Below are 22,171 nucleotides of genomic sequence, written 5' to 3' on the forward strand. Positions count from 1 at the left end.
ATTCCTTGGCCGAGCCTGAGCCTTTTCAAGCGTCAAACCTACGGGAGGAATGGTTAACGACTGGTATCTTTGTCGCCCTTGGAATGCCCCATGACCGGATAATCAGCTCTCTCGCGTTGACCGCTGACCGCGGCAATATCTGAGAGAAAGTCGCCGATGCCTGGACGCTTCAGGGCACGAAACGGGAGCGGGCGGCAGAGGTCCATGGCTGCAATCCCGATGCGTGCCGTCAGTAGCCCATTGATCACGCCTTCGCCGAGGCGCTTTGACAGTCTCGCCGCAAGTCCATGACCCAGCACCTGCTGCGCCAGACCGTCTCCGACGGCAATCGAGCCCGTCACCGCCAGGTGACCGACCACATCTCGCATTAGCCGCAGAAGCCCGAGCCTGCCCGGCCGGCCACCGTAGAGCTCGGCCATCGCCCGAATCAGGCGGGACACCTCGAAGACGACATAGGCGAGATCGACCATGGCGCGGGGACTAACGGCAGTGACGATGGAGACGCGCTTCGACGCGTTAAGGATCAGAGCGCGCGCCTGTCGGTCCAGCGGCGTGAGCAACTCGCGTTCTGCAAGATCGATCAGTTGAGGCCCATCGATGATCTCGTCCTTCGTGGCGTCGAGCACCGCGCGACCCTTGGCGGTTTCCGGCCGGTGAGACAGGAGCTTTTTGAGGCTTGCGACGACGACACGCGCGCTTGCCGGAAGTGGTGCTTCGGCCGCGGATTCGGCCTCTGCCTTCAGGGTCTGCACCGCAGAAAGCCGCAGGATGCCGGCAACTTCACGGGCGACGACAATAGCCACTGCAAATACCCCAATCGCAAGCGCCATCATGGCTGCATAGCCAAGCCAGTCGGCGCTGGTGAAGAGGTCGCGGACGACCCTGTCCGCCCACAGCCCGAAGGCAAGCGACAGGAAGGTGCCGAAGGCTGCGAAGGCGAGGTTGGCGAACGAGAAGCGGCGGCGCCGACGAGGCTCTGCAACGGGGCTCGCATCGGAAGAAAGCTCTGGTGGAGACAGGAATGGATCCTGCTCTTCCGGCGTCAGCCTGACGCCATCGTCAAAGCTGCGCGGCAGGCGGGGAGCGGCGACCGTAGCAGTTTCTCCCTCACGCTTACCTTCTACCTGATAAGCGTCGGGGCGTCGGATCGGGCGGGTGCTGTTGTCGTCGGATGCGGTCATGCGAGGCGATCTCCAAAAAGGAACTGCATGGCACGGTCGAGACGGATATGCGGGACCGAGAGCTTGATGCCGCTTCCTGTTTCCTCCAACGCCGGCGGGCGAAAGCGGACGAAGTTGATCTCAAGCAGTTCGGCTCCCGGCTCGCCAAGCTGGCGGAAGAAGAGCTCCGGATCCTGCGGCAGGTCGCCGGGAAAGACTGCGGTCTTACGGTTGCCGTCGAAGGTCTCTGCGCCGATTCGTTCGCCCGCCATCGGCGTGCCGACGATGACGGGGAGTGCCTCACCACCCTCGTTGACGGTTGCCTCGCGGGTGGAGCGCACGGAAGCGATCGCCATGACCTCGATACCGGCACCAGCCATGCCGATGCGGTGGATGACTCGGTCGACGAGGCGGGCGGTCAGTTTTTCCAGCCTGTCGTGGCTCTCGTGATGGAGATGATCGGCCTTGGTCGCAGCGACCAGCACCTTGTCTATACGGCGACCGAGCAAGGAGGAGAGGAGGCTGTTGGTGCCGGGCCGGAAGCAGGCAAGCACATCGGCAAGCGCCCGCTCGAGGTCCTGCACGGCTTCCTGGCCACGGTTGATCGCCTGCAAAGCGTCAATCAATACGATCTGGCGATCGAGGCGGGCGAAATGGTCGCGGAAGAAGGGTTTCACGACGATCGCCTTGTAGGCCTCGTAGCGCCGCTCCATCATCGCCCGCAGCGAACCTTTCGGCGCACGGTGCTCCGGGATGTTCGGCAGCGGCGCGAAGGTCAGGGCGGGTGATCCTTCGAGATCCCCCGGCATCAGGAAGCGCCCCGGCGCCAGCGTCGAGAGCGAGCGCTCGTCCGACTTGCAAGCCTTGAGGTATGCAGCGAATGCCTCGGCAAGGCGGCGCGCCGTCATTTCGTCCGCCGGTGCATCCGGGTCGATGCTGGAATATAGCCCCAGCCATTCCCTCGACAGTTCTGCTCTGATCCCTGTTCCAGCAAGGGCAACGGTCGCTTCGCTGAATGCGCGATAGTTCTGGCCGAGCAGCGGAAGGTCGAGGAGCCATTCGCCGGGGTAGTCTACGATATCGATCGACAGCCTGCCGGGTGAGAACATCCGGTTCCAGCCGCTGGCGCTCTGGTAGTCGATCGTGATGCGGAGCTCGGAGATCGCGCGGGTGGAATCCGGCCAGACGCGATCCCGTACCAATGCCTGGATATGGTCCTCGTACTGGAAGCGCGGGATCGCGTCGTCAGGCTGCGGCTCGAGCTTGATCGAAGAAACGCGGCCGGAGCGGATCGGCTCCAGAAGCGGAAGCCGGCCGCCGTTCAGCAGGTTGTGCACGAGCGACGAGATGAAGACCGTCTTGCCCGCGCGCGAAAGCCCCGTGACGCCCAAGCGCACTGTCGGATTGACCAGTCCTACGGCTCGGTCGGCAAGGTTGTCGATGGCAATGCGGGCGTCGTCTGTGAAGCTGGTGAGGGAGGGCGGCAAGGCAGGATCCTTCTTTTGCCACCAATATAGGAAAGCCCTTCGGCGGTGGAAAGAATGACGCTGGAAGAGGTGGTTTGCAGCCTGCGCGTCAGACCGTCAGAAAGTCCGTCAGGCGCCAAAACTGAGCGTCTGAAACGCTCGGCTGATCCAGAACGGCGAGGCCGGCCGTCGGATATCCTATGGGAATGACGCCTGCGCTTTCGTCCGTACCGATCAGCCGCTCGAGAACTTCTTCGATCGTCGGGTTGTGGCCGACAATCATGAGGGAGCTGATGGCGGTATTTGCGCGAAGAAGCTCGAGATATGTATCGACCGGGGCATTGTAGAGCTCGTCGACGAAGACCAGTTCGAGTTCCTCATCCATCGCACGCCGAACCGCCTCGGCTGTCTGGCGGCAGCGGACGGCCGTCGAGCTGATCACGCGGTCCGGGCGATACCCGTGATCTGCGGCCTTTTCTGCAATGATCTCTGCTTCCGCGAACCCCTCGCCATCCAGCGGCCGCTCGAAATCGCGCTCGCCGGCTTGCGCCCAGGCTGATCTGGCGTGACGCAGCAGATAGATGCGGGAGGGGGGGCTCGGGGTCATCGCTCTGCTGCCAAGGTTGATCGAGCGGATGGGTAGCGCTTCCTCCGCAGACCCGTCAACAGCAACGATGGTCTTGGGAGGATGAGGGATTGAAGATTACCCACATCGCCCGGTACCGACTGCGACTGGACTAGAATAGAGCCAAATTTATAACCATTTAGCCTAATAATATGACAGTTTTAAAATTGTTTTCTCCCGTTCCTTGAGGCTTGAACGCGCATAGGCGATTGCGATATAGAGCCGGCCTTGAGATGTTCTTCGGGAGAATCGCGTTGAGTGAGAAGATCGATCTTAGCAGTTATGTGCTCTCGGAAGACGATGAGTTCATGAATGCGAACCAGAAGGCGTATTTCCGGGCGAAGCTGGTTGCCTGGAAGAACGACATCCTGAGAGAAGCACGCGAGACCCTTGATCATCTCGCGGAAGAAAGCGCCAACCACCCCGACCTGGCCGATAGGGCCTCTTCAGAGACCGATCGAGCGATCGAGCTTCGCGCCCGCGACCGCCAGCGCAAGCTGATCTCCAAGATCGATGCTGCGCTGCAGCGGATCGAGGACGGGACCTACGGCTATTGCGAGGAAACGGGAGAGCCTATCGGGCTGAAGCGTCTGGATGCCCGGCCGATTGCCACGCTGTCGATCGAAGCGCAGGAGCGTCACGAGCGGCGCGAAAAGGTGTACCGCGACGAATAGGCGTCGAGATCTTAGGGCTTCATTTTGAGGCGCGGGGTTGTCCGCGCCTTTTTTATTGCTGGAATGTAGGATCCTCGACGGTTCGATTACCTGTCGCGCGTAACCGACATCTCGCCAAAGATCCGCGCCATTTCGTCCTGGAGCGATGGCTCGGGCGTGGCGCCGGTGACGCGCGGCTTCTGGGCGTCCTCGTCGAGCTGCCTGGGTGCTTCCCGGGAGACGGGCGTGTCGGCCGTCTGCCGTGTCGCCAGGTTGTTCGCCATTTCCTCCTCCAGGATGCGTTCGAAGTCGCTGCCGAGGGGTTTTGGCGCGGTCTCTGCCGAGGCCGGAGGCTGGGCCGAAGCCGGATTTGGGCGTACCGGCTCCGACGGCCCTTGGAAGACTCTGTTGCGAGCCGCATCCAGGATATCAGCCGCTTCGTTCAACACGGGCTCACGGCGGACTAGTGCCGGCTCCACAGCTGCTGCAGGCGTCGTGGGCGAGGCCGCAGGCGATGCCAGAGCCGGGGCGATGAAAGGCGCGACGGTTGGGGGCGGCGTTACCGGCCGAGGCGCAGCGTCGGCAGCCTTCTGCGGGCGGCTCCGGATTTCCGGCGCAATGGTCTGAGCCGGAGACGTTTCACCCACTTCGGCTGGTGCCTGAGGAGGCCTGCGCCGCGTCTCACTTGATGCCACAGGCGGTCGGGCGGCGCGTGCGGGAGCTCCGGGATCGCGAACTGCATCCTGTGCCTTTGCGTTTTGCACAGTTGCTTCGCGAGGCGCGGCCGCTTCATGCGTGGCTGCGCCCGATATACCACTTTCAATGACGATATCGGTCGGGCCACCGATCATGATCAGGTGTTCCACCTCATCGCGGCGAACGAGGACGAGGCGGCGGCGTGCATCGACTGCGGCGGCATCCAGCACCTGCAGGCGTGGCTGGCGATTGCGGCCGCCGCGGATGAAGGGGGACGGCCCCCGCCGCCCGCGCAACAGCCACAGGACTCCGACGAGGCAAAGGAAGCCGATGCCGACGCCGACGATGGCGACGATCAGCCGGCCGCCATAGGCGCTCATGAAGTCTTCCATCATCGTCGTTACTCCCGGCTCGAAGGTGGATATAGAAGTGCTTCTTTTTTCTGCCGAGGCAAGATGCGCACAAGGCGACCGGCAGGAACCGGGCCACTATCCCGGCTTTTCTGCGGCCCGCCGCTTTTTGCATCATCGGCAACTTGCTAAGAAAGAATCGCGGCAGCATGCCGACGGCTACATGAGTTGCGCGGTCTTCGGGCGGCCGAACAGTGAGGACTTGATGACGAAGTTGCAGCAAGGCGGCAACTATGAGGCGCCGCTGGTGGACCGAGGCGCGCGCGGCGGGACCGTCATCCGCATCCTTTTGCTGGCGCTGGTTCTGATCGGCGTGGCCGTCGCCTTCGTGTTCTTCCAGCAGGCGCTGGACAATGAGCTGGTGCTGGGACTGCTCGGCGTGCTGGCCATGGTCGGCATCTTCTTTCTGGTGTCTTCGGCGATCGGTTTTGTCGAGGTGATGCCGCAGTCGCGCTCCGATGAACTGGCCCGGAGCTTCCTGGCGAGCCACCCGGACGGCATTCTGGTCACCGACAGCCGCGGTCGAATCGTCTACGCCAATGCGGCCTACGGGCGCCTGACCGGTGCCAGCAATGCAAGCAATGTACAGCCGCTCGAACCGCTTCTGTCGCGCAATCGCGAGTCGAGCGAGGCGCTCTACCGCCTGACCAACGGTTTGCGGGAGGGACGCGAGAGCCACGAGGAATTCCGCCTGCCGCAGCCGCTGGGTCGCAGCAGCAACGGCTCCGGCGCTCATTGGTATCGGTTGAAGGCACGCCATATGCGCCCGGGCGGGCAGGGTGGCAGCCAGCTCGATATCTGGCAGTTGACCGACATCACCTCCGAGCGCGATGACCAGGAACGCTTTTTCCGCGAGCTGCAGAACGCCATCGACTATCTCGACCATGCACCAGCGGGTTTCTTCTCGGCCGGCCGCAAAGGCGAGATCTTCTACATCAATGCGACGCTCGCCGAATGGCTGGGCATCGACCTGACGAAGTTCGTGCCGCGATCGATGTCGATCAGCGACCTCGTGGCCGGCGAGGGCATGGCCCTGATCCAGTCGGTTCAGGCAGCACCCGGGCTGCAGCGGACGGAGACGCTGGATCTCGATTTGCGCCGCACCAACGGGCAGAGCGTTCCGGCGCGTCTGGTCCATTCCGTGACGTCGATGCGCGACGGGGCGCCTGGTGAGAGCCGCACCATCGTCTTGAACCGTCCGAAGGGTGCGGACGGCGATCAGTCCGCTTCGGCCATGCGCTTCACCCGCTTCTTCAACAATACGCCGATGGCGATCGCTTCCGTCGACGGTGACGGCAAGATCCTGCGCATCAACGCGCCGTTCCTGCGGTTGTTTGCCGGGGTGGTGTCCCGCGATCAGGTGGACGCTGGCGCCCATCTTGAGGCCATCGTCAACGAAAGCGCCCGTCCGCAGCTGATGCAGGCGCTTGCCGCCGCCAAGGACAGGCAGGGCGACATCGCTCCGATCGACTGCCGCCATCCGGGCGATGAGAGCCGCTACGTGCGCTTCTACGTCAACGCCGTGATCGACGAGAGCGACGAGGCTCCAGAAGAGGTGGCGATAGTCTACGCGGTTGAGACGACCGAGCAGAAGGCGCTCGAGACGCAGATGGCGCAGACGCAGAAGATGAATGCCGTCGGGACGCTGGCGGGCGGTATTGCCCACGACTTCAACAACGTGTTGACCGCTATCCTTCTGTCCTCAGACCATCTGCTGCTGCAGGCGCGTCCGTCGGATGCGAGCTTCGCCGATCTGATGGAGATCAAGCGGAACGCCAACCGCGCCGCCGTGCTGGTCCGCCAGCTGCTGGCGTTTTCGCGCAAGCAGACGATGCGGCCGGTCGTCCTCAACCTGACCGATGTCGTGGGCGATCTGCGCATGCTGGTCGACCGGCTGATTTCCGGCACCAATGTGAAGCTGGAGGTCGATTACGGTCGCGATCTGTGGACTGTACGCACCGACCTTTCTCAGTTCGAGCAGGTGCTGATCAACCTCTGCGTCAACGCTCGCGACGCGATGTCCGAAGGCGGAACGCTACTGATCAAGACGCGCAACGTCGCGGCCGACGAGACCTCCAGCTTCCCGCAGGCCGATCTTCCGGCGGAGGATTTCGTCATGGTCGAGGTCTCCGACAGCGGCACGGGCATTCCGCCGGAAATCATGGACAAGATCTTCGAGCCTTTCTTCACCACCAAGGAAGTGGGCAAGGGGACCGGCCTTGGCCTCTCGATGGTCTATGGCATCGTCAAGCAATCGGGCGGCTATATTCATCCCGAATCAGAAGTCGGCCGCGGCACCACGTTCCGCATCTTCCTTCCGCGCCACGTTCCCGAAGCACCAGTGCTGCAGGAAATGCAACCGACGCCGGATGCCGTTCCACCGGCCGAAGTGGCCCAGACGGCGAAGTCGGAAGAACCAGTGGATCTGACCGGCAATTCCGCCGTCGTCCTGCTGGTGGAGGACGAGGAAGCTGTCCGCCGGGGTGGCAAGCGTATGCTCGAAACCCGCGGCTATACCGTCCACGAGGCGGGCTCCGGCGTCGAGGCGCTCGACATCATGGAAGAGCTCGAGGGCAAGGTCGACATCGTCGTCTCCGACGTCGTGATGCCGGAGATGGACGGACCGACGCTTCTCGGTGAATTGCGCAAGAACTACCCGGACCTGAAGTTCATCTTCGTCTCCGGCTACGCGGAAGACGCGTTCGCGCGCAATCTGCCGGCCGATGCCAAGTTCGGCTTCCTGCCGAAGCCCTTCTCGCTGAAGCAGTTGGCAGTCGCCGTGCGGGAGATGTTGGACAACTAGGACGACGCTGTTCCCGGCGCCGTTTGTCAACCTTCAGCCGCGGCGGGCGACGAGGATGCCGGCCAGCACGATTGCGCCGCCGAGCGCCTGCAGCGGACCGACCGCCTCCGCCAGGATGATCCATGCGAGGATCGCCGCCACCACCGGCTGCAAAAGGAGCGTGAGCGACGAAAAGGCGGCGGGGAGGAAGGCGAGCGCGTAGGTGATCGCCGCCTGCCCGCCCGCATGGCTGATGAAGGCGAGGCCGAAGAGTACCGCCCAACCATAGAGCGTCGGCGGCAGGATGTTGCCTTCGAAGTAGAGCGCAAACGGAAGGATGGCGAGCGCCGCCGAGGCGGAGCTCCAGATCATGATCCGCACGGTATCGAACCGGCTGCGCAGCCGCCCGATGGCGAGGATGTAGCAGGCGTAGAAGACGGCTGCGAGCACCGCCACCGAATCGCCTGCCAGATGGCCGTCCGCCAGTGCGGCAGGCCCGCCCTTCAGCGTCACGACACCAATGACTGCGAGCGCGAGGCCGAGGAGAAAGATGCGCGTCACGACCGTCCGGAACAGCAGAAACCCGATCAGAGTGACAAAGACAGGTGCCAGATTGGCGAGCAGCGTCGCATTGGCAACCGAGGTCATGTGCAGCGAGAGATGCCAGGCGACCAGATCGATGGCGAGGGCGAGCCCGGGAAGAATGAGAAGCAGGCAATCCTGGAGAGTGAGGCGTTGCCTTTCCACCGGCGCAGGCTTGAGAAGCGCCCACAAGGAAAGAGGAATGAGCGCAAGCGCCAGCCGCCAGAAGCCGGTGGAGACGGGGCCGATCTCGGACAGACGAACGAAGATCGGGGAGGCGCCGATAGCAGTGCCCCCGGCAATGAGCGCCACAAGCGCCGACCTTTGCTCCGGCACCCGGACAGTGTTGGACAGTGCAGTCAAGGTGAGGTCTCCGGAGACAGGGAAGGGTGGTGACCGTGGCTAAGCGCGTTCGTCCGCCAGGGCGACGGCAATCTCCGCCGCAAGCCGTGCATTGTTTTCGACGAGCGCGATGTTCGTCTTCAGGCTTCGACCGCCGGTCTGCTGGAAGATGTGGTCGAGCAGGAAGGGCGTAACCGCCTTTGCCGCGATCTTCTGTTCCTCGGCGGCCTTAAGCGCCACCTGGATGAAACCTTCAATCTCGTCGCGCGCGATTTCGTCCTGTTCCGGAACCGGATTGGCCACCAGGATGCCGCCGCGGATGCCTGCCGCCTGGCGCGCCGCCTCGAACGTCGCAATTTCCGACGCGGTCTCCACCGTCAGCGGGCTGGGAAAGCCGGAGACGCGCGACCAGAAGGCCGGGAAGTCGGTTGAGCGGTGGGTGACGACCGGCACGCCGCGCGTTTCCAGCACCTCTAGCGTCTTCGGAATATCGAGGATCGCCTTGGCGCCGGCGCAGACGACGATGACATCCGTCTTCGCCAGTTCCTCGAGGTCTGCGGAGATGTCGAAGCTCTGCTCGGCACCCCGGTGCACGCCGCCGATGCCGCCGGTTGCAAAGACGCGGATGCCTGCCAGTGCTGCCGCGATCATCGTTGCTGCGACGGTTGTCGCTCCTGTCCGGCCGGTGGCGAGCGCAAAGGCAAAATCTGCGCGCGACAGCTTCATGACGTCCTTCGCCTGGGTGAGCTTTTCGAGCTGCTCCGCTTCCAGTCCCACATGCAGTGTGCCATCGATCACCGCGATGGTGGCGGGCACTGCGCAGCCGTTGCGGATGATCGTCTCCACGCTGCGCGCCATCTCGATGTTGCCCGGATAGGGCATGCCATGTGTGATGATGGTGGATTCGAGCGCGACGATCGGCGCGCCCTTCGTCCGGGCTGCCTCGACTTCGCGCGAGTAGAGGATGGGGAGGGAAGGGCTGTTCGTCATGTCTGTCTCCGTTCGCGTCTCTCACAACACTTTTTCGGGCGTCCCCACAAGGGCTGCTTCCTGCTCCAGGGCCTCCAGCGAGAGATCCGGAGCGACCGCATGCGGCGAGCGCAAGGTGATGCGGGAGGCGGCGATGCCCCGAGTGACGGCGTTTTCCAGGGGGAGGCCGCGCAAAAGGGCGTCGATGGTCCCGGCGGCCAGAGCATCCCCGGCACCGGTCACATCGGCAACCTCGGCAAGCGGTGGAGGGGTAAGGGTGCAGGTTTCGCCTTGAGAGTATGCGGCCAGTGGGCGCCCGCCATTGGTGATGACGGCGGCCTCCAGCTTGCGTTCCCGGAAGATGCCAGGCCACTCCTGGACAGCGGCAACGCGCTCGCCGGACAGAGCAGCCGCTTCGGCGGCATTCATGAACAGCCAGGCGAGGTCGAGCATGGCCCCACGAAAGCGCACGACCTTCGCCGGCGAGATGGCGATGCCGGCGACAGGTACGCCCGCCTGTTTCGCCTGGACCGCCAACGCCGTCAGCGTCTCGGCCGGCAAATTGGCGTCGCAGACGATCATGTCCGCCGCGGCAATCGCTTCCCGCAAGGTGCGCACGCGCAGCCGGCGCGGGCTGAAGAAGCGGTAGAGATCCATGTCCGCCAGAGCGATCACCAGATTGCCGTCGCGCTCCAGGACTGCCGTATAACTGGGGGTGGCACGGTCGAGAAAGACGAAGGGGCGGTCGACAACGCCGGCAGCCTCGGCGGCCTGCGCAACTGCCCCTGCCGTTGGATCTCCGCCCCGCGGGGAGACCATAGTGACATCATGACCGAGCCGGGCGAGATTGCGCGCCACATTGAAGGCGCCGCCGCCAATCTCCTCGATCCAGCTTCCCGGGTTGCTTGCGCCCATGGCGGTTCCCCCAGAGATGCGGCCGCGCCGGTCAAGATGGGCGCCGCCGAGGACGAGGATCTGCTTTCTCATCGCCCAGCACCAGCGACAGACGAAGGGGCTGTGATTCGAGCCAAAGCTGTGCTCCTCCACTGCCCCTGTAGAGGCCGAAGACCGCGAGTTTTACAAATGGAAACAGAAAGAGAACGAAGGGGGGATTGATGAAGATAATCAATCTTGGCGGGACATCTTGAATAGCGAGAACAAACCATGTACAGGATCTTTATCGGTCGCTTCGTTGCCTGCGCGGCGTCAATAACCTAAAGGTGGGTCAGATGGCACAGAATTCTTTGCGGCTTGTAGAGGAAAATACAGTGGATAAGAGCAAAGCGCTGGATGCGGCACTGTCGCAGATTGAACGGTCCTTCGGCAAGGGATCGATCATGAAGCTCGGCTCGAAGGACAACGTGGTCGAGATCGAAACCGTTTCAACCGGTTCTCTCAGCCTCGACATCGCGCTTGGCATCGGCGGCCTTCCGAAGGGCCGTATCATCGAGATCTATGGTCCCGAAAGTTCGGGTAAGACAACGCTGGCGCTGCAGACGGTCGCAGAGGCTCAGAAAAAAGGCGGCATCTGCGCCTTTGTGGACGCCGAGCATGCGCTGGATCCGGTCTATGCGCGCAAACTCGGCGTGGATTTGGAAAACCTGCTGATCTCGCAGCCTGACACGGGCGAGCAGGCGCTGGAAATTACCGACACCTTGGTCCGTTCCGGCGCAATCGACGTGCTCGTGGTCGACTCGGTCGCCGCGCTCACGCCGCGGGCCGAGATCGAAGGCGAGATGGGCGACAGCCTGCCGGGCCTCCAGGCACGCCTGATGAGCCAGGCGCTGCGCAAGCTGACCGCGTCGATCTCCAAGTCAAAGACGATGGTGATCTTCATCAACCAGATCCGCATGAAGATCGGCGTGATGTTCGGTTCACCCGAAACCACGACCGGCGGCAATGCGCTCAAGTTCTACGCTTCGGTCCGCCTCGACATCCGCCGCATCGGCTCGGTCAAGGAGCGCGAGGAGGTTGTCGGCAACCAGACCCGCGTGAAGGTCGTCAAGAACAAGATGGCACCGCCCTTCAAGCAGGTCGAATTCGACATCATGTACGGCGAAGGCGTGTCGAAGACGGGCGAACTGGTGGACCTGGGCGTCAAGGCAGGGATTGTCGAGAAGTCTGGAGCTTGGTTCTCCTACAACAGTCAGCGCCTCGGCCAGGGTCGTGAGAACGCCAAGACTTTTCTTCGCGAAAACCCAGAACTTGCACGCGAAATCGAAATGGCGCTGCGACAGAACGCCGGGCTCATCGCCGACCGCCTGTTGGAAAACGGCGGACCCGATGCGCAGGAAGGCGACGGTGAGGACCTGTAGTCCTCAACTCGCTATCGTCAGTCTGACCGGCCGCCACCTGCAAAGATGCGCGGCCGGTTCTGCGTTTAGCTAGACAGTCTCCGGTGCGGGCGATAAAAGCCACTGGTTTCAAATGACGGAACCGCATCAGCGGAACAAAGGGCGTAGCATGAGCGGCGTGAATGACATCCGGTCGACCTTCCTCGACTATTTCAAGAAGAACGGCCATGAGGTGGTCTCGTCCAGCCCGCTGGTGCCGCGCAACGATCCGACGCTGATGTTCACCAATGCCGGCATGGTGCAGTTCAAGAACGTCTTCACCGGTCTGGAAAGCCGCCCGTATTCGACCGCCACGACCTCGCAGAAGTGCGTGCGCGCCGGTGGCAAGCACAACGACCTGGACAATGTTGGCTATACCGCGCGGCACCTGACCTTCTTCGAAATGCTCGGCAACTTCTCCTTCGGTGACTACTTCAAGGAGCAGGCGATCGAGCTTGCCTGGAAGCTGGTCACGGAAGGCTTCGACCTGCCGAAGCACCGCCTGCTGGTCACGGTTTATTCTGAAGACGAAGAAGCGGCGACGCTGTGGAAGAAGATCGCCGGCTTCTCCGACGAAAGGATTATCCGCATCCCGACCTCCGACAACTTCTGGCAGATGGGCGATACCGGCCCCTGCGGCCCTTGCTCGGAAATCTTCATCGACCAGGGCGAGCACGTCTGGGGAGGCCCTCCCGGTTCGCCCGAAGAGGATGGCGATCGCTTCCTCGAGTTCTGGAACCTTGTCTTTATGCAGTTCGAGCAGACGGCGCCGGGCGAGCGTACGCCGCTGCCGAGCCCGTCGATCGACACCGGCATGGGGCTGGAGCGCATGGCCTGCATCCTGCAGGGCGTCCAGAGCGTGTTCGACACGGACCTCTTCCGCAACCTGATCGAGGCAACGGAAGATGTGGTGGGCGCCAAGGCCGAGGGCGATCAGGCGGCAAGCTTCCGCGTTATTGCCGACCACTTGCGTTCTTCCGCATTTCTCATCGCCGATGGCGTGCTGCCGTCGAACGAGGGCCGCGGCTATGTCCTTCGCCGCATCATGCGCCGCGCCATGCGCCATATGCAGCTGCTCGGCGCGCGCGAACCGCTGATGTACAGGCTGCTGCCGACGTTGGTTCAGGAAATGGGCCGTGCCTATCCCGAGCTTGTCCGCGCCGAGGCGCTGACGTCGGAAACGCTGAAGCTCGAGGAGACGCGCTTCCGCAAGACGCTAGACCGCGGCCTGGCGCTGCTTTCGGACGCGACGCAGGAACTCGCCAAGGGTGACAGCCTGGACGGCGAAACCGCGTTCAAGCTCTACGACACCTATGGCTTTCCGCTCGACCTGACGCAGGACGCGCTGCGCGCTCGCGGCATCGGGGTCGACATCACCGGCTTCAACGGCGCCATGCAGCGCCAAAAGGCCGAAGCCCGTGCAAACTGGGCAGGATCGGGCGACAAGGCGACCGAAACGATCTGGTTTGAGCTCAAGGAAAAGCACGGCGCAACCGAGTTCCTCGGCTACGACACCGAGACCGCCGAAGGCGTGGTACAGGCTCTGGTGCGCGACGGCGAAAGCGTCGACACGGTGACCGCAGGCGAAATCGTGCAGGTGGTGGTCAGCCAGACGCCGTTCTACGGCGAATCGGGCGGCCAGATGGGCGACACCGGCGTGATCAGCACCGATCACGCTCGTCTGGAGGTGACCGACACCCAGAAAAAGGGAGAGGGGCTTCTCGTTCACAGCGCCAAGGTCCTGTCCGGCACCCTCAAGGCTGGTGAGGCTGTGGCCCTTGCGGTCGACCACGCGCGTCGTTCGCGGCTGCGTTCCAACCATTCCGCCACGCACCTTCTGCACGAGGCACTGCGCGAAGTGCTTGGAACCCATGTGGCGCAGAAGGGTTCGCTGGTCGCGCCGGAGCGGCTGCGCTTCGACGTTTCGCATCCGAAGCCAATGTCGGCAGACGAACTGCAGAAAGTCGAGGAGATGGCGAACGCCGTGGTGCTGCAGAACGCTCCAGTGACGACTCGTCTGATGAGCGTCGACGATGCGATTGCCGAGGGGGCCATGGCGCTCTTCGGCGAGAAGTACGGCGATGAGGTTCGCGTCGTCTCCATGGGCGCGGCAATCACGGACGAGAAGGCCGGCAAGGCGTACTCGATCGAGCTCTGCGGCGGCACGCATGTGAACGCCACAGGTGACATCGGTCCTATCCGGATCCTCGGCGAAAGCGCGGTTGGTGCTGGCGTTCGCCGTGTCGAGGCCGTCACGGGTGCAGCGGCGCTTGCTTACCTCGCCGAGCAGGATGAGCGGGTGAAGACGCTTGCATCGGCCTTGAAGGTACAGCCGGGCGATGTCGTCTCGCGCGTCGAAGCCCTGGTGGAGGAGCGCCGGAAGCTGGAGCGCGAACTGGCTGAAACCAAGCGGCGGCTTGCCATGGGCGGAAGCCAAGGGGGCGGCGCAAGCGAGGTTCGTGAAGTGGCCGGCATCAAATACCTCGGCAAGGTGCTGGAAGGCATCGACGCCAAGGACCTGAAGGGGCTGGCGGACGAAGGCAAGTTCAGCCTCGGCTCCGGCGTCGTAAGCCTGGTCGGCGTTTCCGCTGACGGCAAGGCGAGCGCCGTGGTTGCTGTGACGCCGGATCTGACCGAGCGGTTCAGCGCCGTCGAGCTTGTTCGGGTCGCCTCGGCCGCTCTTGGCGGCAAGGGCGGCGGCGGGCGTCCAGACATGGCGCAAGCCGGCGGCCCGGATGGGTCGAAGGCGAAGGAAGCCGTCGAGGCCGTGGCCGAAGCGCTCGGAGCCTGACGGGAGACTCGTCCAGGAGCTTGGAGACGGTATGGGACTGAACGGTCCAGCGATAGTCGACAACGCGATCGACCTGGAAGGCGAGGGGCAGCTTTCCTCGCTCTTTTCTCATGCGCCACAGTCTGTCGGGTTCAACAAGCTGAGGAAGCGCCTCCTGCGGCAGGTGCGCCAGGCGCTCGACGATTTCCAGATGCTGAAGGGCCAGAAACGCTGGCTGATCGGCGTCTCCGGCGGCAAGGACTCCTACTCGCTGCTGGCAATCCTGATGGATCTCAAGTGGCGCGGCTTGCTGCCGGTCGAACTGATCGCCTGCAATCTCGACCAGGGGCAGCCGAATTTCCCCAAGCACGTGCTGCCGGATTACCTGCGCTCGATCGGCGTCGAGCATCGCATCGAATATCGCGACACCTATTCGATCGTGAAGGAGAAGGTGCCGGAAGGGGCGACTTACTGCTCGCTTTGCTCCAGGCTTCGCCGGGGCAACCTCTACCGCATCGCGCGGGAGGAAGGTTGTAACGCGCTGGTGCTCGGTCACCATCGCGAGGACATCCTCGAAACCTTCTTCATGAACTTCTTCCACGGCGGGCGTCTGGCGGGCATGCCGGCGAAGCTGCTGAACGACGAGGGCAACCTCTTCGTGCTGCGTCCTCTGGCCTATTGCGCCGAGGACGATCTGTCACGCTTCGCAGCCGCGATGGAGTTTCCCATCATCCCCTGCGACCTTTGCGGATCCCAGGACGGGCTGCAGCGCAATGCCATGAAGGCGATGCTGGCCGACATCGAGACGCGCATGCCGGGCCGCAAGGACGCGATGCTGCGTGCGCTCGCCCACGTGAATGCGTCACATCTTCTCGATACAAGGCTTTTCGACTTCGCCGCGCTCGCGGCCGGACCCAATCCCTAATTGACCAATTCAGGTATATCCGATGTCTCTCCAGCTCGACGTATCCAAGATCGCCGATTGCCTGCGCAGCGCGGCCAAAGCCGAAATCCTTCCGCGTTTCCGTAGGCTCGGCAACGGCGACGTTCGATCGAAGAGCGAGCCGACCGATCTTGTAACGGAAGCCGACGTCGCGGCGGAGCGGTACATCCGCAACGAACTCAGTACCTTGCTGCCGCAGGCGCTATTCGTCGGCGAGGAGTCGGTTGCCGCCGATCATGCCCTGTTGGGGCGGCTGGCGGACGCCGAACTCGCCGTGGTCGTGGATCCTGTCGACGGCACCTTCAACTTCGCCTCCGGCATCCCGGCCTTCGGCGTGATGGCCTCGGTGGTTTGGAGAGGCGAGACGGTAGCGGGTCTCATCTATGACCCGATGGGCGATGACTGGGCGATCGCTGAAAAGGGCGCGGGTGCTTTCCTGCGGCGGCCAGACGGGGAGGCGGTGCGGCTTGGCGTGGCAGCCCCGGCACCGCTGGAGGCGATGGTCGGGATGGCCTCGGCCGGCTACTTCTTCGGCGAGATGCGGGAGCGCGTCATGTGCAACCTCGCGAAGGTGAGAATGGTCGCCAATTACCGGTGCGCCGCTCACGAATACCGTACCTTCGCCAGCGGGCACGTGCACTTCATCATGTACAACAAGCTGATGCCTTGGGATCATCTTGCGGGTGCGCTTCTGGCACAGGAGGCGGGCGGCTATGTCGCGCGCTTCGATGATGCTCCGTATCTTCCACGCCATGTGGAGGGCGGGTTGCTGGTTTCCACAGATAAGGAGAGCTGGCAGATGCTGAGGCGGGAAATCCTGAAGATTTGAAAAAAGGACCCTGTGGGCCCTTTTACGCCAGTGTTGTATTATCAGACGGCCGGGTTTTGCGACCGGAAGAGCTTGCCGCGCTCGCCGATCAGGACGAAGATCAGCCCTATGATGGAGACGGTGAAGAAGCCGGCCACCATCGGCAGCGCCGTTCCGTCGAAGGACTGCCCAATCATCGCGCCGATCGAGGCACCGCCGAACGTGCCCATGAAGCCCAGCACCGAAGACGCCGTGCCGGCGACGTGGCCGAGCGGCTCCATGGCCAGCGAGTTGAAGTTCGAGCCGATCCAGCCGAACTGGAACATCGCAAGCGCGAAGAAGGCGAGGAACAAGGGGAAGGGCATCGGCTGCGGTCCGAAGACCTGCACCATCAGCCACAGGAAGGTGATGACGATGAAGCCGAGCAGCGAAGCGTGAGACAGGCGGCGCATGCCGAATCGGCCGACAAAGGTGGCGTTGACGAAGGAAGACAGCGCCATCAGCGCACCGATCGCGGCGAAGGCCAGCGCGAACCAGGCGCCGAGATCGTAGATGCCGACATAGACCTGCTGAGCCGAGTTGATGAAGCCGAACAGTGCGCCAAAGATGAACATGCTGGCGATGGCATAACAGAGCGCCAATCGGTTCGTCAGGACGATCCGGAAGCCGTCAAGGATCGACCGGGCGGTTAGCGGGCGGACATCCTCAGGGTGCAGCGTCTCCGGGATACGCAGATACATCCAGATCCCGACGGCGGTCGCAACGACTGCCATGAATAGGAAGATCAGGTGCCAGTTGCCAACGAACAGGATCACCTGGCCGGTGCCGGGGGCGATGACCGGCACGACCATGAACACCATCATGATCAGCGACATGACCTCTGCCATGGCCCGGCCGCCATAGACGTCGCGGACAATCGAAATGGTGATCACCCGCATGGCAGCAGAGCCGATGCCTTGAAGGAAGCGCAGGGCGAGCAGCCCGGCGAACGACGGTACGGCCACCGCCGAAAGCGAGGCCAGCACGTAGACGACGAGACCGAACAGCATCGGGCGCCGCCGCCCGAAGCGATCGGAGATCGGGCCATAGGCAAGCTGGGCAATGCCGAAGCCGAAGAGGTAGGCGGAGACGACGTACTGCCGGTGGTTTTCGTTATCGACGCCGAGTGCGGCGCCGATCTGCTGCAGGCCGGGCAGCATGATGTCGATGGCAAGTGCATTGAGCGCCATAAGCGCGGCCATCAGGGCAATGAATTCAACCTTGCCCATCCCACCGAGACGATCGGCGGTGGCTTGTGTATTTACGGTCACGACAACAAATCCTGAAAAAGAAAGAGAAGGCGCCGGAGGGCGGCGCCTTCGAAATAACAACGTCGGATGACAGGCCTACGTCAGGCAGCGCCGCGGACGGTGATGCCCTTTTCGGTCAGGTGGCTTTGCAACTCACCGGACTGGAACATCTCGCGGACGATGTCGCAGCCACCGATGAACTCGCCCTTCACGTAGAGCTGCGGGATCGTCGGCCAATTGGAGTAATCTTTAATGCCCTGCCGAATTTCTTGGTCGGCCAGGACGTTGACGCCCTTGTAGTCGAGTCCGAGGTAATCGAGGATCTGCACCACCTGTCCGGAGAATCCGCATTGCGGGAATTGGGGCGTGCCCTTCATGAAGACGACAACATCGTTCGTCTTCACCTCGTTGTCGATGAATTCGTTGATTCCGCTCATGTCACTATCCTTATCGATCTGGGTTCAAGGTCCAGACTGCTGACTGCTTAGATAGCATGTGCTTCGCGGATATCCAGCACAGCTAAGCCATGCAGCTGATCAATTTCAGTGATGTGTCGTCGCTTGTGGGACGAGACCACCGTCAGTCGGGCGCGGATGTTTGCAGCGCCAATGCATGGAGGACGCCGCCCATGTTGCCCTTCAGCGCCTCGTAGACCATCTGATGCTGCTGAACACGGGTCTTGCCGCGAAAAGCCTCCGCGACCACCTCAGCGGCATAATGATCACCATCGCCGGCGAGGTCGCGGATCGTCACCCTGGCGCCGGGAATGCCTGATTTGATCATGTCTTCGATGTCGCCGGGGTTCATGGGCATGTGGTGTTCCTCTGTCTCGTTTCGCCGTGGCGTGGCGCCGCCACGAATCGAGAGTGCCTCAAAGGAGAAGCCGGGTCAAAGGGTCTCGTGGCGGGTTTCCTACGGCTGTTCCAGCGCCGAAGGACGAGCACAGATCCAGCCCGGGCCGAACAGCAGAATGACATACCATAGAGTGCGAGCGTTTCTTCGATCGCAACGAGATGAAGAGCTTCGAAGACCTGGCTGGCCACCAGCGCCATTCCCGCTACCCCGAGCGGCCAGGACAGGCGGGGATGGAGAGACCGCAAGATGGTGCCGCGCCGTCGCAATTCCGCCATCAAGGTGGTGGCGATGAGCAGAATGACACCTAGCACCGTTCTCCGCGAAGAAGCCGGACTCGCTTTACCTGCGATAGTGGCTGCGCCCCAGAGAATGACTGTTGCTAGCAAGGCTGCAAGAAGTGCGTCCCCTCAGATGCGCCTAGAAGTTCAACTTGGGCCGCTCGGAAAGAAGCGGCCCAGGGAGTTCATCCTGCGCAAGTTTTGTTCCTTAGCTCGTTCGAGCGTTCAGCGACTTTAGCGCGATGGAAGATCATGCCATGAAGGCTGGGAACCAGCTCTCATTGACATTGACCAGATCGACGACCGCGATGTCGATGATCTCGTCCACCAACAGCCTGTCCCCGCCGACAGTTCCAAGGCGGCGGAACGGGATCCCAGCGCCCTCGGCACTGGCGCCAACAAAATTTGCGAGATCGGCCGGCACGGAGATTACGTAGCGCGCCTGATCCTCACCAAAGAGCAGGGCATGCACCGGTCCGCGCTGTTCCGCCAGGGTCAGCGATGCCCCCTTCGTTGCAGCCATCGCCATTTCAGCGACGGCTAGCATCAGGCCGCCCGATGAGATGTCATGGCAAGCGGTCACTTGATCGTTGCGGATGAGACCGCGCACGAAATCACCATGGCGGCGCTCCGCTTCCAGGTCGACTGCGGGCGGCGGACCATCCGTCTGGCCGAGTACGTCACGGAGGAAGATAGAGGAGCCGAGGTGGCTTCCATCGAAACCGATAAGGATCAGTTCGTCGCCCTCGTTCATGCCGCCGATCCGGGCCATCTTTGACCAGTCTGGCAGGAGGCCTACGCCGGCAATCGTCGGTGTCGGCAGGATCGCGACGCCGTTCGTTTCATTGTAGAGCGAGACGTTGCCCGACACGATCGGGAAATCGAGCGCCTTGCAAGCCTCGCCGATGCCCTGGATCGCGCCGACCAACTGCCCCATGATCTCGGGCTTCTCGGGGTTGCCGAAATTCAAGTTGTCGGTCGCTGCCAGCGGCTCCGCACCGGTTGCAGTGATATTGCGCCAGCATTCCGCCACCGCCTGCTTGCCGCCTTCGAAGGGATCGGCCTCGACATAGCGCGGCGTCACGTCGGAGGAGAAGGCCAAGGCCTTGCTGGGATGGCCGTCGACGCGGACCACGCCAGCATCGCCGCCCGGCCGCTGCAGCGAGTTGCCCTGAATGATGGTGTCATACTGTTCCCAAACCCAGCGACGGCTAGCCTGATTTGGAGAGCCGACGAGTTTCAGTAGGGCTTCGTTATAGTTGTCCGGCTCCGCGATGTCGCTGGCAGGCAGGGCAGGGCGGCCATTGCTCGCCAGCCAGGGCCGGTCGTACTCGGGCGCCTCGTCGCCGAGTTCCTTGATCGGCAGGTTGGCGACCTCGTCGCCCTGGTGCAAAACACGGAAACGCAGGTCGTCAGTTGTCTTACCGACAATAGCGAAGTCGAGGCCCCACTTGACGAAGATCGCCTTCGCCTCGTCCTCCTTCTCGGGACGGAGCACCATAAGCATGCGCTCCTGGCTCTCTGACAGCATCATCTCGTAGGCGGTCATGCGCTCTTCGCGGACCGGCACGTGATCGAGATTGAGTTCGATGCCTAGATCACCCTTGGCGCCCATCTCGACAGCAGAGCAGGTAAGACCGGCAGCGCCCATGTCCTGGATCGCAATGACTGCCCCGGTCTGCATCAGCTCGAGGCACGCTTCCAGCAAGCATTTCTCGGTGAAGGGGTCGCCGACTTGGACGGTAGGGCGCTTCTCCTCGATCGAGTCGTCGAACTCGGCAGAGGCCATCGTCGCGCCGCCAACGCCATCGCGCCCGGTCTTCGCGCCGAGATAGACGACCGGCAGACCAACACCCTTGGCTTCCGACAAGAAGATCGCATCGCTCTTCGCCAGTCCGGCGGCAAACGCGTTGACCAGGATGTTGCCGTTGTAGCGCTCGTCGAATTCGACTTCACCCCCGACCGTCGGGACGCCGAAGGAGTTGCCATAGCCTCCGACCCCCGCAACGACACCGGAGACAAGATGCTTCGTCTTGGGGTGGTCCGGCGAACCGAAGCGCAGCGCGTTCATCGCCGCGATCGGGCGCGCGCCCATGGTGAAGACGTCGCGCAGGATGCCGCCGACGCCGGTGGCTGCACCCTGGTAGGGCTCGATGTACGACGGATGGTTGTGACTCTCCATCTTGAAGACGACGCAATCGCCGTCGTCAATGTCGACCACGCCGGCATTCTCACCGGGGCCCTGGATGACGCGCGGCCCCTTCGTCGGCAGCGTCCGCAGCCAGCGCTTCGAGGACTTGTACGAGCAGTGCTCGTTCCACATGGCCGAAAAGATGCCGAGCTCGGTGAAACTCGGCTCGCGTCCAATCAGGTCCAGGATCCGCTGGTACTCGTCAGGGCTTAGGCCATGGGCGGCAACGAGTTCCGGCGTGATCGCGATGCTGTTTGGAATGTTCATGATCTTCTCTGGCTGAGGTCGGCGTTTGGCGGTCTCTTTAGCCTAACAAGGCGAAAGGCGCGACAGGAAAATTCCTGCCGCGCCCTCGCGGTCCGCCGTTTGAAAACATTGAACTCAGAACTTGTAGCCCACCATTAGCCCGCCGCGGGAAAGCCCGTTGTTGGGGCCGTCGCACAGATTGGCGTGCGACGAATGTTCGAGATGAGCGATTACGCTCCACTTCTCGGTGACGTTCAAACCTGCTGCGACATATTCGTGGAACAGGGCGCGGCAGCCGAGCTCGGGACCGTCGCCGCCATCACTAACGTCGAGGTCGCCATCGTGTAAGGTACCACCGAAGCCGAGTTCGAGGAAGAAGCGATCGGTGACGTTCGCGGTCCACGAGAAGCCGGCATAGATCTGGTTGGCCTCGTCCTCCGTGGCCACCGTGCCACCAACGTGGATGCGGGGGCGGAGCAGTCGGTCGAAACCTTGCGCTTCCGTGTAGCCCCAAGGATCGAAGAGAAGCATGCCGGTGATGAAGTAGCCGTCCTCTTTGTTCGCGCCGGAATGATCGATGGAGGTTAGGACGCCAAAACGGGCCTCGTCGAAAATGCGTCCAGCCTCGTGAGCGACGGGATGAGCTTCCAGGGGGGCGGCGGGGGCGAAATCTGCTGCGAAGGAGGCGGTGGAGTAAATCGCCGAAGCAATGAATGTCGAGAGAATTACTTTGTGCATAACCGGTTGTGGCTCCTGCTCATGCAAGCGAGCAC

The 22,171-nt window shown here is 62.7% G+C and carries 18 protein-coding genes; 6 read left to right on the forward strand and 12 right to left on the reverse strand.

Annotated features, from left to right (window positions below):
- Positions 1–53: 53 nt before the first annotated feature.
- The 3 genes from MUU54_RS04820 to MUU54_RS04830 all read right to left on the reverse strand — a co-directional run bounded on the left by MUU54_RS04820 (position 54) and on the right by MUU54_RS04830 (position 3,233).
- Complete coding sequence (locus tag MUU54_RS04820; RefSeq protein WP_247242898.1) at positions 54–1,181, reverse strand: YcjF family protein; 1,128 nt, start codon at positions 1,179–1,181, stop codon at positions 54–56.
- The gene (locus tag MUU54_RS04825) at positions 1,178–2,647 is read right to left on the reverse strand and encodes a YcjX family GTP-binding protein (protein WP_247242899.1); all 1,470 of its coding nucleotides are present in this window, start codon (positions 2,645–2,647) and stop codon (positions 1,178–1,180) included. Before MUU54_RS04825 ends, MUU54_RS04820 begins: the two co-directional genes overlap by 4 nt.
- A gap of 88 nt (positions 2,648–2,735) precedes the next feature.
- Positions 2,736–3,233: a SixA phosphatase family protein gene (locus MUU54_RS04830; protein ID WP_247242900.1), complete on the reverse strand. Its 498-nt coding sequence runs from the start codon at positions 3,231–3,233 to the stop codon at positions 2,736–2,738.
- Between the two features lie 272 nt (positions 3,234–3,505).
- On the opposite strand from MUU54_RS04830, the gene dksA reads away from it, so the two are divergent.
- The gene (gene dksA, locus MUU54_RS04835; protein ID WP_247242901.1) at positions 3,506–3,925 is read left to right on the forward strand and encodes an RNA polymerase-binding protein DksA; all 420 of its coding nucleotides are present in this window, start codon (positions 3,506–3,508) and stop codon (positions 3,923–3,925) included.
- Between the two features lie 86 nt (positions 3,926–4,011).
- On the opposite strand, the gene MUU54_RS04840 is transcribed toward dksA, so the two are convergent.
- Positions 4,012–4,995: a flagellar biosynthetic protein FliO gene (locus tag MUU54_RS04840; protein ID WP_247242902.1), complete on the reverse strand. Its 984-nt coding sequence runs from the start codon at positions 4,993–4,995 to the stop codon at positions 4,012–4,014.
- Positions 4,996–5,215: 220 nt separating this feature from the next.
- Here MUU54_RS04840 and cckA point away from each other — a divergent pair, with 220 nt between their 5' ends.
- On the forward strand, positions 5,216–7,813 hold the full coding sequence (cckA, locus tag MUU54_RS04845) for a cell cycle histidine kinase CckA (protein WP_247242903.1): 2,598 nt from the start codon (positions 5,216–5,218) through the stop codon (positions 7,811–7,813).
- Positions 7,814–7,846: 33 nt separating this feature from the next.
- Here cckA and MUU54_RS04850 read toward each other — a convergent pair whose 3' ends face one another.
- From MUU54_RS04850 to MUU54_RS04860, 3 genes are read right to left on the reverse strand one after another with little or no spacing between them, the layout of a single operon-like run.
- The gene (locus tag MUU54_RS04850) at positions 7,847–8,737 is read right to left on the reverse strand and encodes a DMT family transporter (protein WP_247242904.1); all 891 of its coding nucleotides are present in this window, start codon (positions 8,735–8,737) and stop codon (positions 7,847–7,849) included.
- A 39-nt stretch (positions 8,738–8,776) separates the two neighbouring features.
- Positions 8,777–9,706 (reverse strand): pseudouridine-5'-phosphate glycosidase, encoded by a 930-nt coding sequence (locus MUU54_RS04855; protein ID WP_247242905.1) that lies wholly within the window; start codon positions 9,704–9,706, stop codon positions 8,777–8,779.
- Positions 9,707–9,727: 21 nt separating this feature from the next.
- Positions 9,728–10,672, reverse strand: a complete 945-nt coding sequence (locus MUU54_RS04860) for a carbohydrate kinase family protein (RefSeq protein WP_247242906.1) — start codon at positions 10,670–10,672, stop codon at positions 9,728–9,730.
- 242 nt (positions 10,673–10,914) lie between these two features.
- On the opposite strand from MUU54_RS04860, the gene recA reads away from it, so the two are divergent.
- The 4 genes from recA to MUU54_RS04880 all read left to right on the forward strand — a co-directional run bounded on the left by recA (position 10,915) and on the right by MUU54_RS04880 (position 16,560).
- The gene (recA, locus tag MUU54_RS04865; protein ID WP_247242907.1) at positions 10,915–12,000 is read left to right on the forward strand and encodes a recombinase RecA; all 1,086 of its coding nucleotides are present in this window, start codon (positions 10,915–10,917) and stop codon (positions 11,998–12,000) included.
- 148 nt (positions 12,001–12,148) lie between these two features.
- Positions 12,149–14,809, forward strand: coding sequence for an alanine--tRNA ligase (alaS, locus tag MUU54_RS04870; RefSeq protein ID WP_247242908.1), 2,661 nt, complete (start codon positions 12,149–12,151; stop codon positions 14,807–14,809).
- Positions 14,810–14,840: 31 nt separating this feature from the next.
- On the forward strand, positions 14,841–15,713 hold the full coding sequence (gene ttcA / locus MUU54_RS04875) for a tRNA 2-thiocytidine(32) synthetase TtcA (RefSeq protein WP_247242909.1): 873 nt from the start codon (positions 14,841–14,843) through the stop codon (positions 15,711–15,713).
- A 22-nt stretch (positions 15,714–15,735) separates the two neighbouring features.
- A complete protein-coding gene (locus MUU54_RS04880; protein WP_247242910.1) occupies positions 15,736–16,560 on the forward strand; it encodes an inositol monophosphatase family protein in 825 nt (274 codons plus the stop codon).
- Between the two features lie 41 nt (positions 16,561–16,601).
- Here MUU54_RS04880 and MUU54_RS04885 read toward each other — a convergent pair whose 3' ends face one another.
- The 5 genes from MUU54_RS04885 to MUU54_RS04905 all read right to left on the reverse strand — a co-directional run bounded on the left by MUU54_RS04885 (position 16,602) and on the right by MUU54_RS04905 (position 22,136).
- On the reverse strand, positions 16,602–17,807 hold the full coding sequence (locus MUU54_RS04885; protein WP_247243012.1) for a multidrug effflux MFS transporter: 1,206 nt from the start codon (positions 17,805–17,807) through the stop codon (positions 16,602–16,604).
- 122 nt (positions 17,808–17,929) lie between these two features.
- Complete coding sequence (gene grxD, locus MUU54_RS04890) at positions 17,930–18,265, reverse strand: Grx4 family monothiol glutaredoxin (protein ID WP_247242911.1); 336 nt, start codon at positions 18,263–18,265, stop codon at positions 17,930–17,932.
- Between the two features lie 142 nt (positions 18,266–18,407).
- Positions 18,408–18,641, reverse strand: a complete 234-nt coding sequence (locus MUU54_RS04895) for a BolA/IbaG family iron-sulfur metabolism protein (protein ID WP_247242912.1) — start codon at positions 18,639–18,641, stop codon at positions 18,408–18,410.
- Between the two features lie 570 nt (positions 18,642–19,211).
- Positions 19,212–21,419: a phosphoribosylformylglycinamidine synthase subunit PurL gene (purL, locus tag MUU54_RS04900; protein WP_247242913.1), complete on the reverse strand. Its 2,208-nt coding sequence runs from the start codon at positions 21,417–21,419 to the stop codon at positions 19,212–19,214.
- Between the two features lie 114 nt (positions 21,420–21,533).
- Positions 21,534–22,136 (reverse strand): acyloxyacyl hydrolase, encoded by a 603-nt coding sequence (locus MUU54_RS04905; RefSeq protein WP_247242914.1) that lies wholly within the window; start codon positions 22,134–22,136, stop codon positions 21,534–21,536.
- Positions 22,137–22,171 lie beyond the last annotated feature (35 nt).

The sequence above is a fragment of the Pseudorhizobium tarimense genome, assembly GCF_022968135.1.
GTDB classification, from domain to species: domain Bacteria; phylum Pseudomonadota; class Alphaproteobacteria; order Rhizobiales; family Rhizobiaceae; genus Neorhizobium; species Neorhizobium tarimense.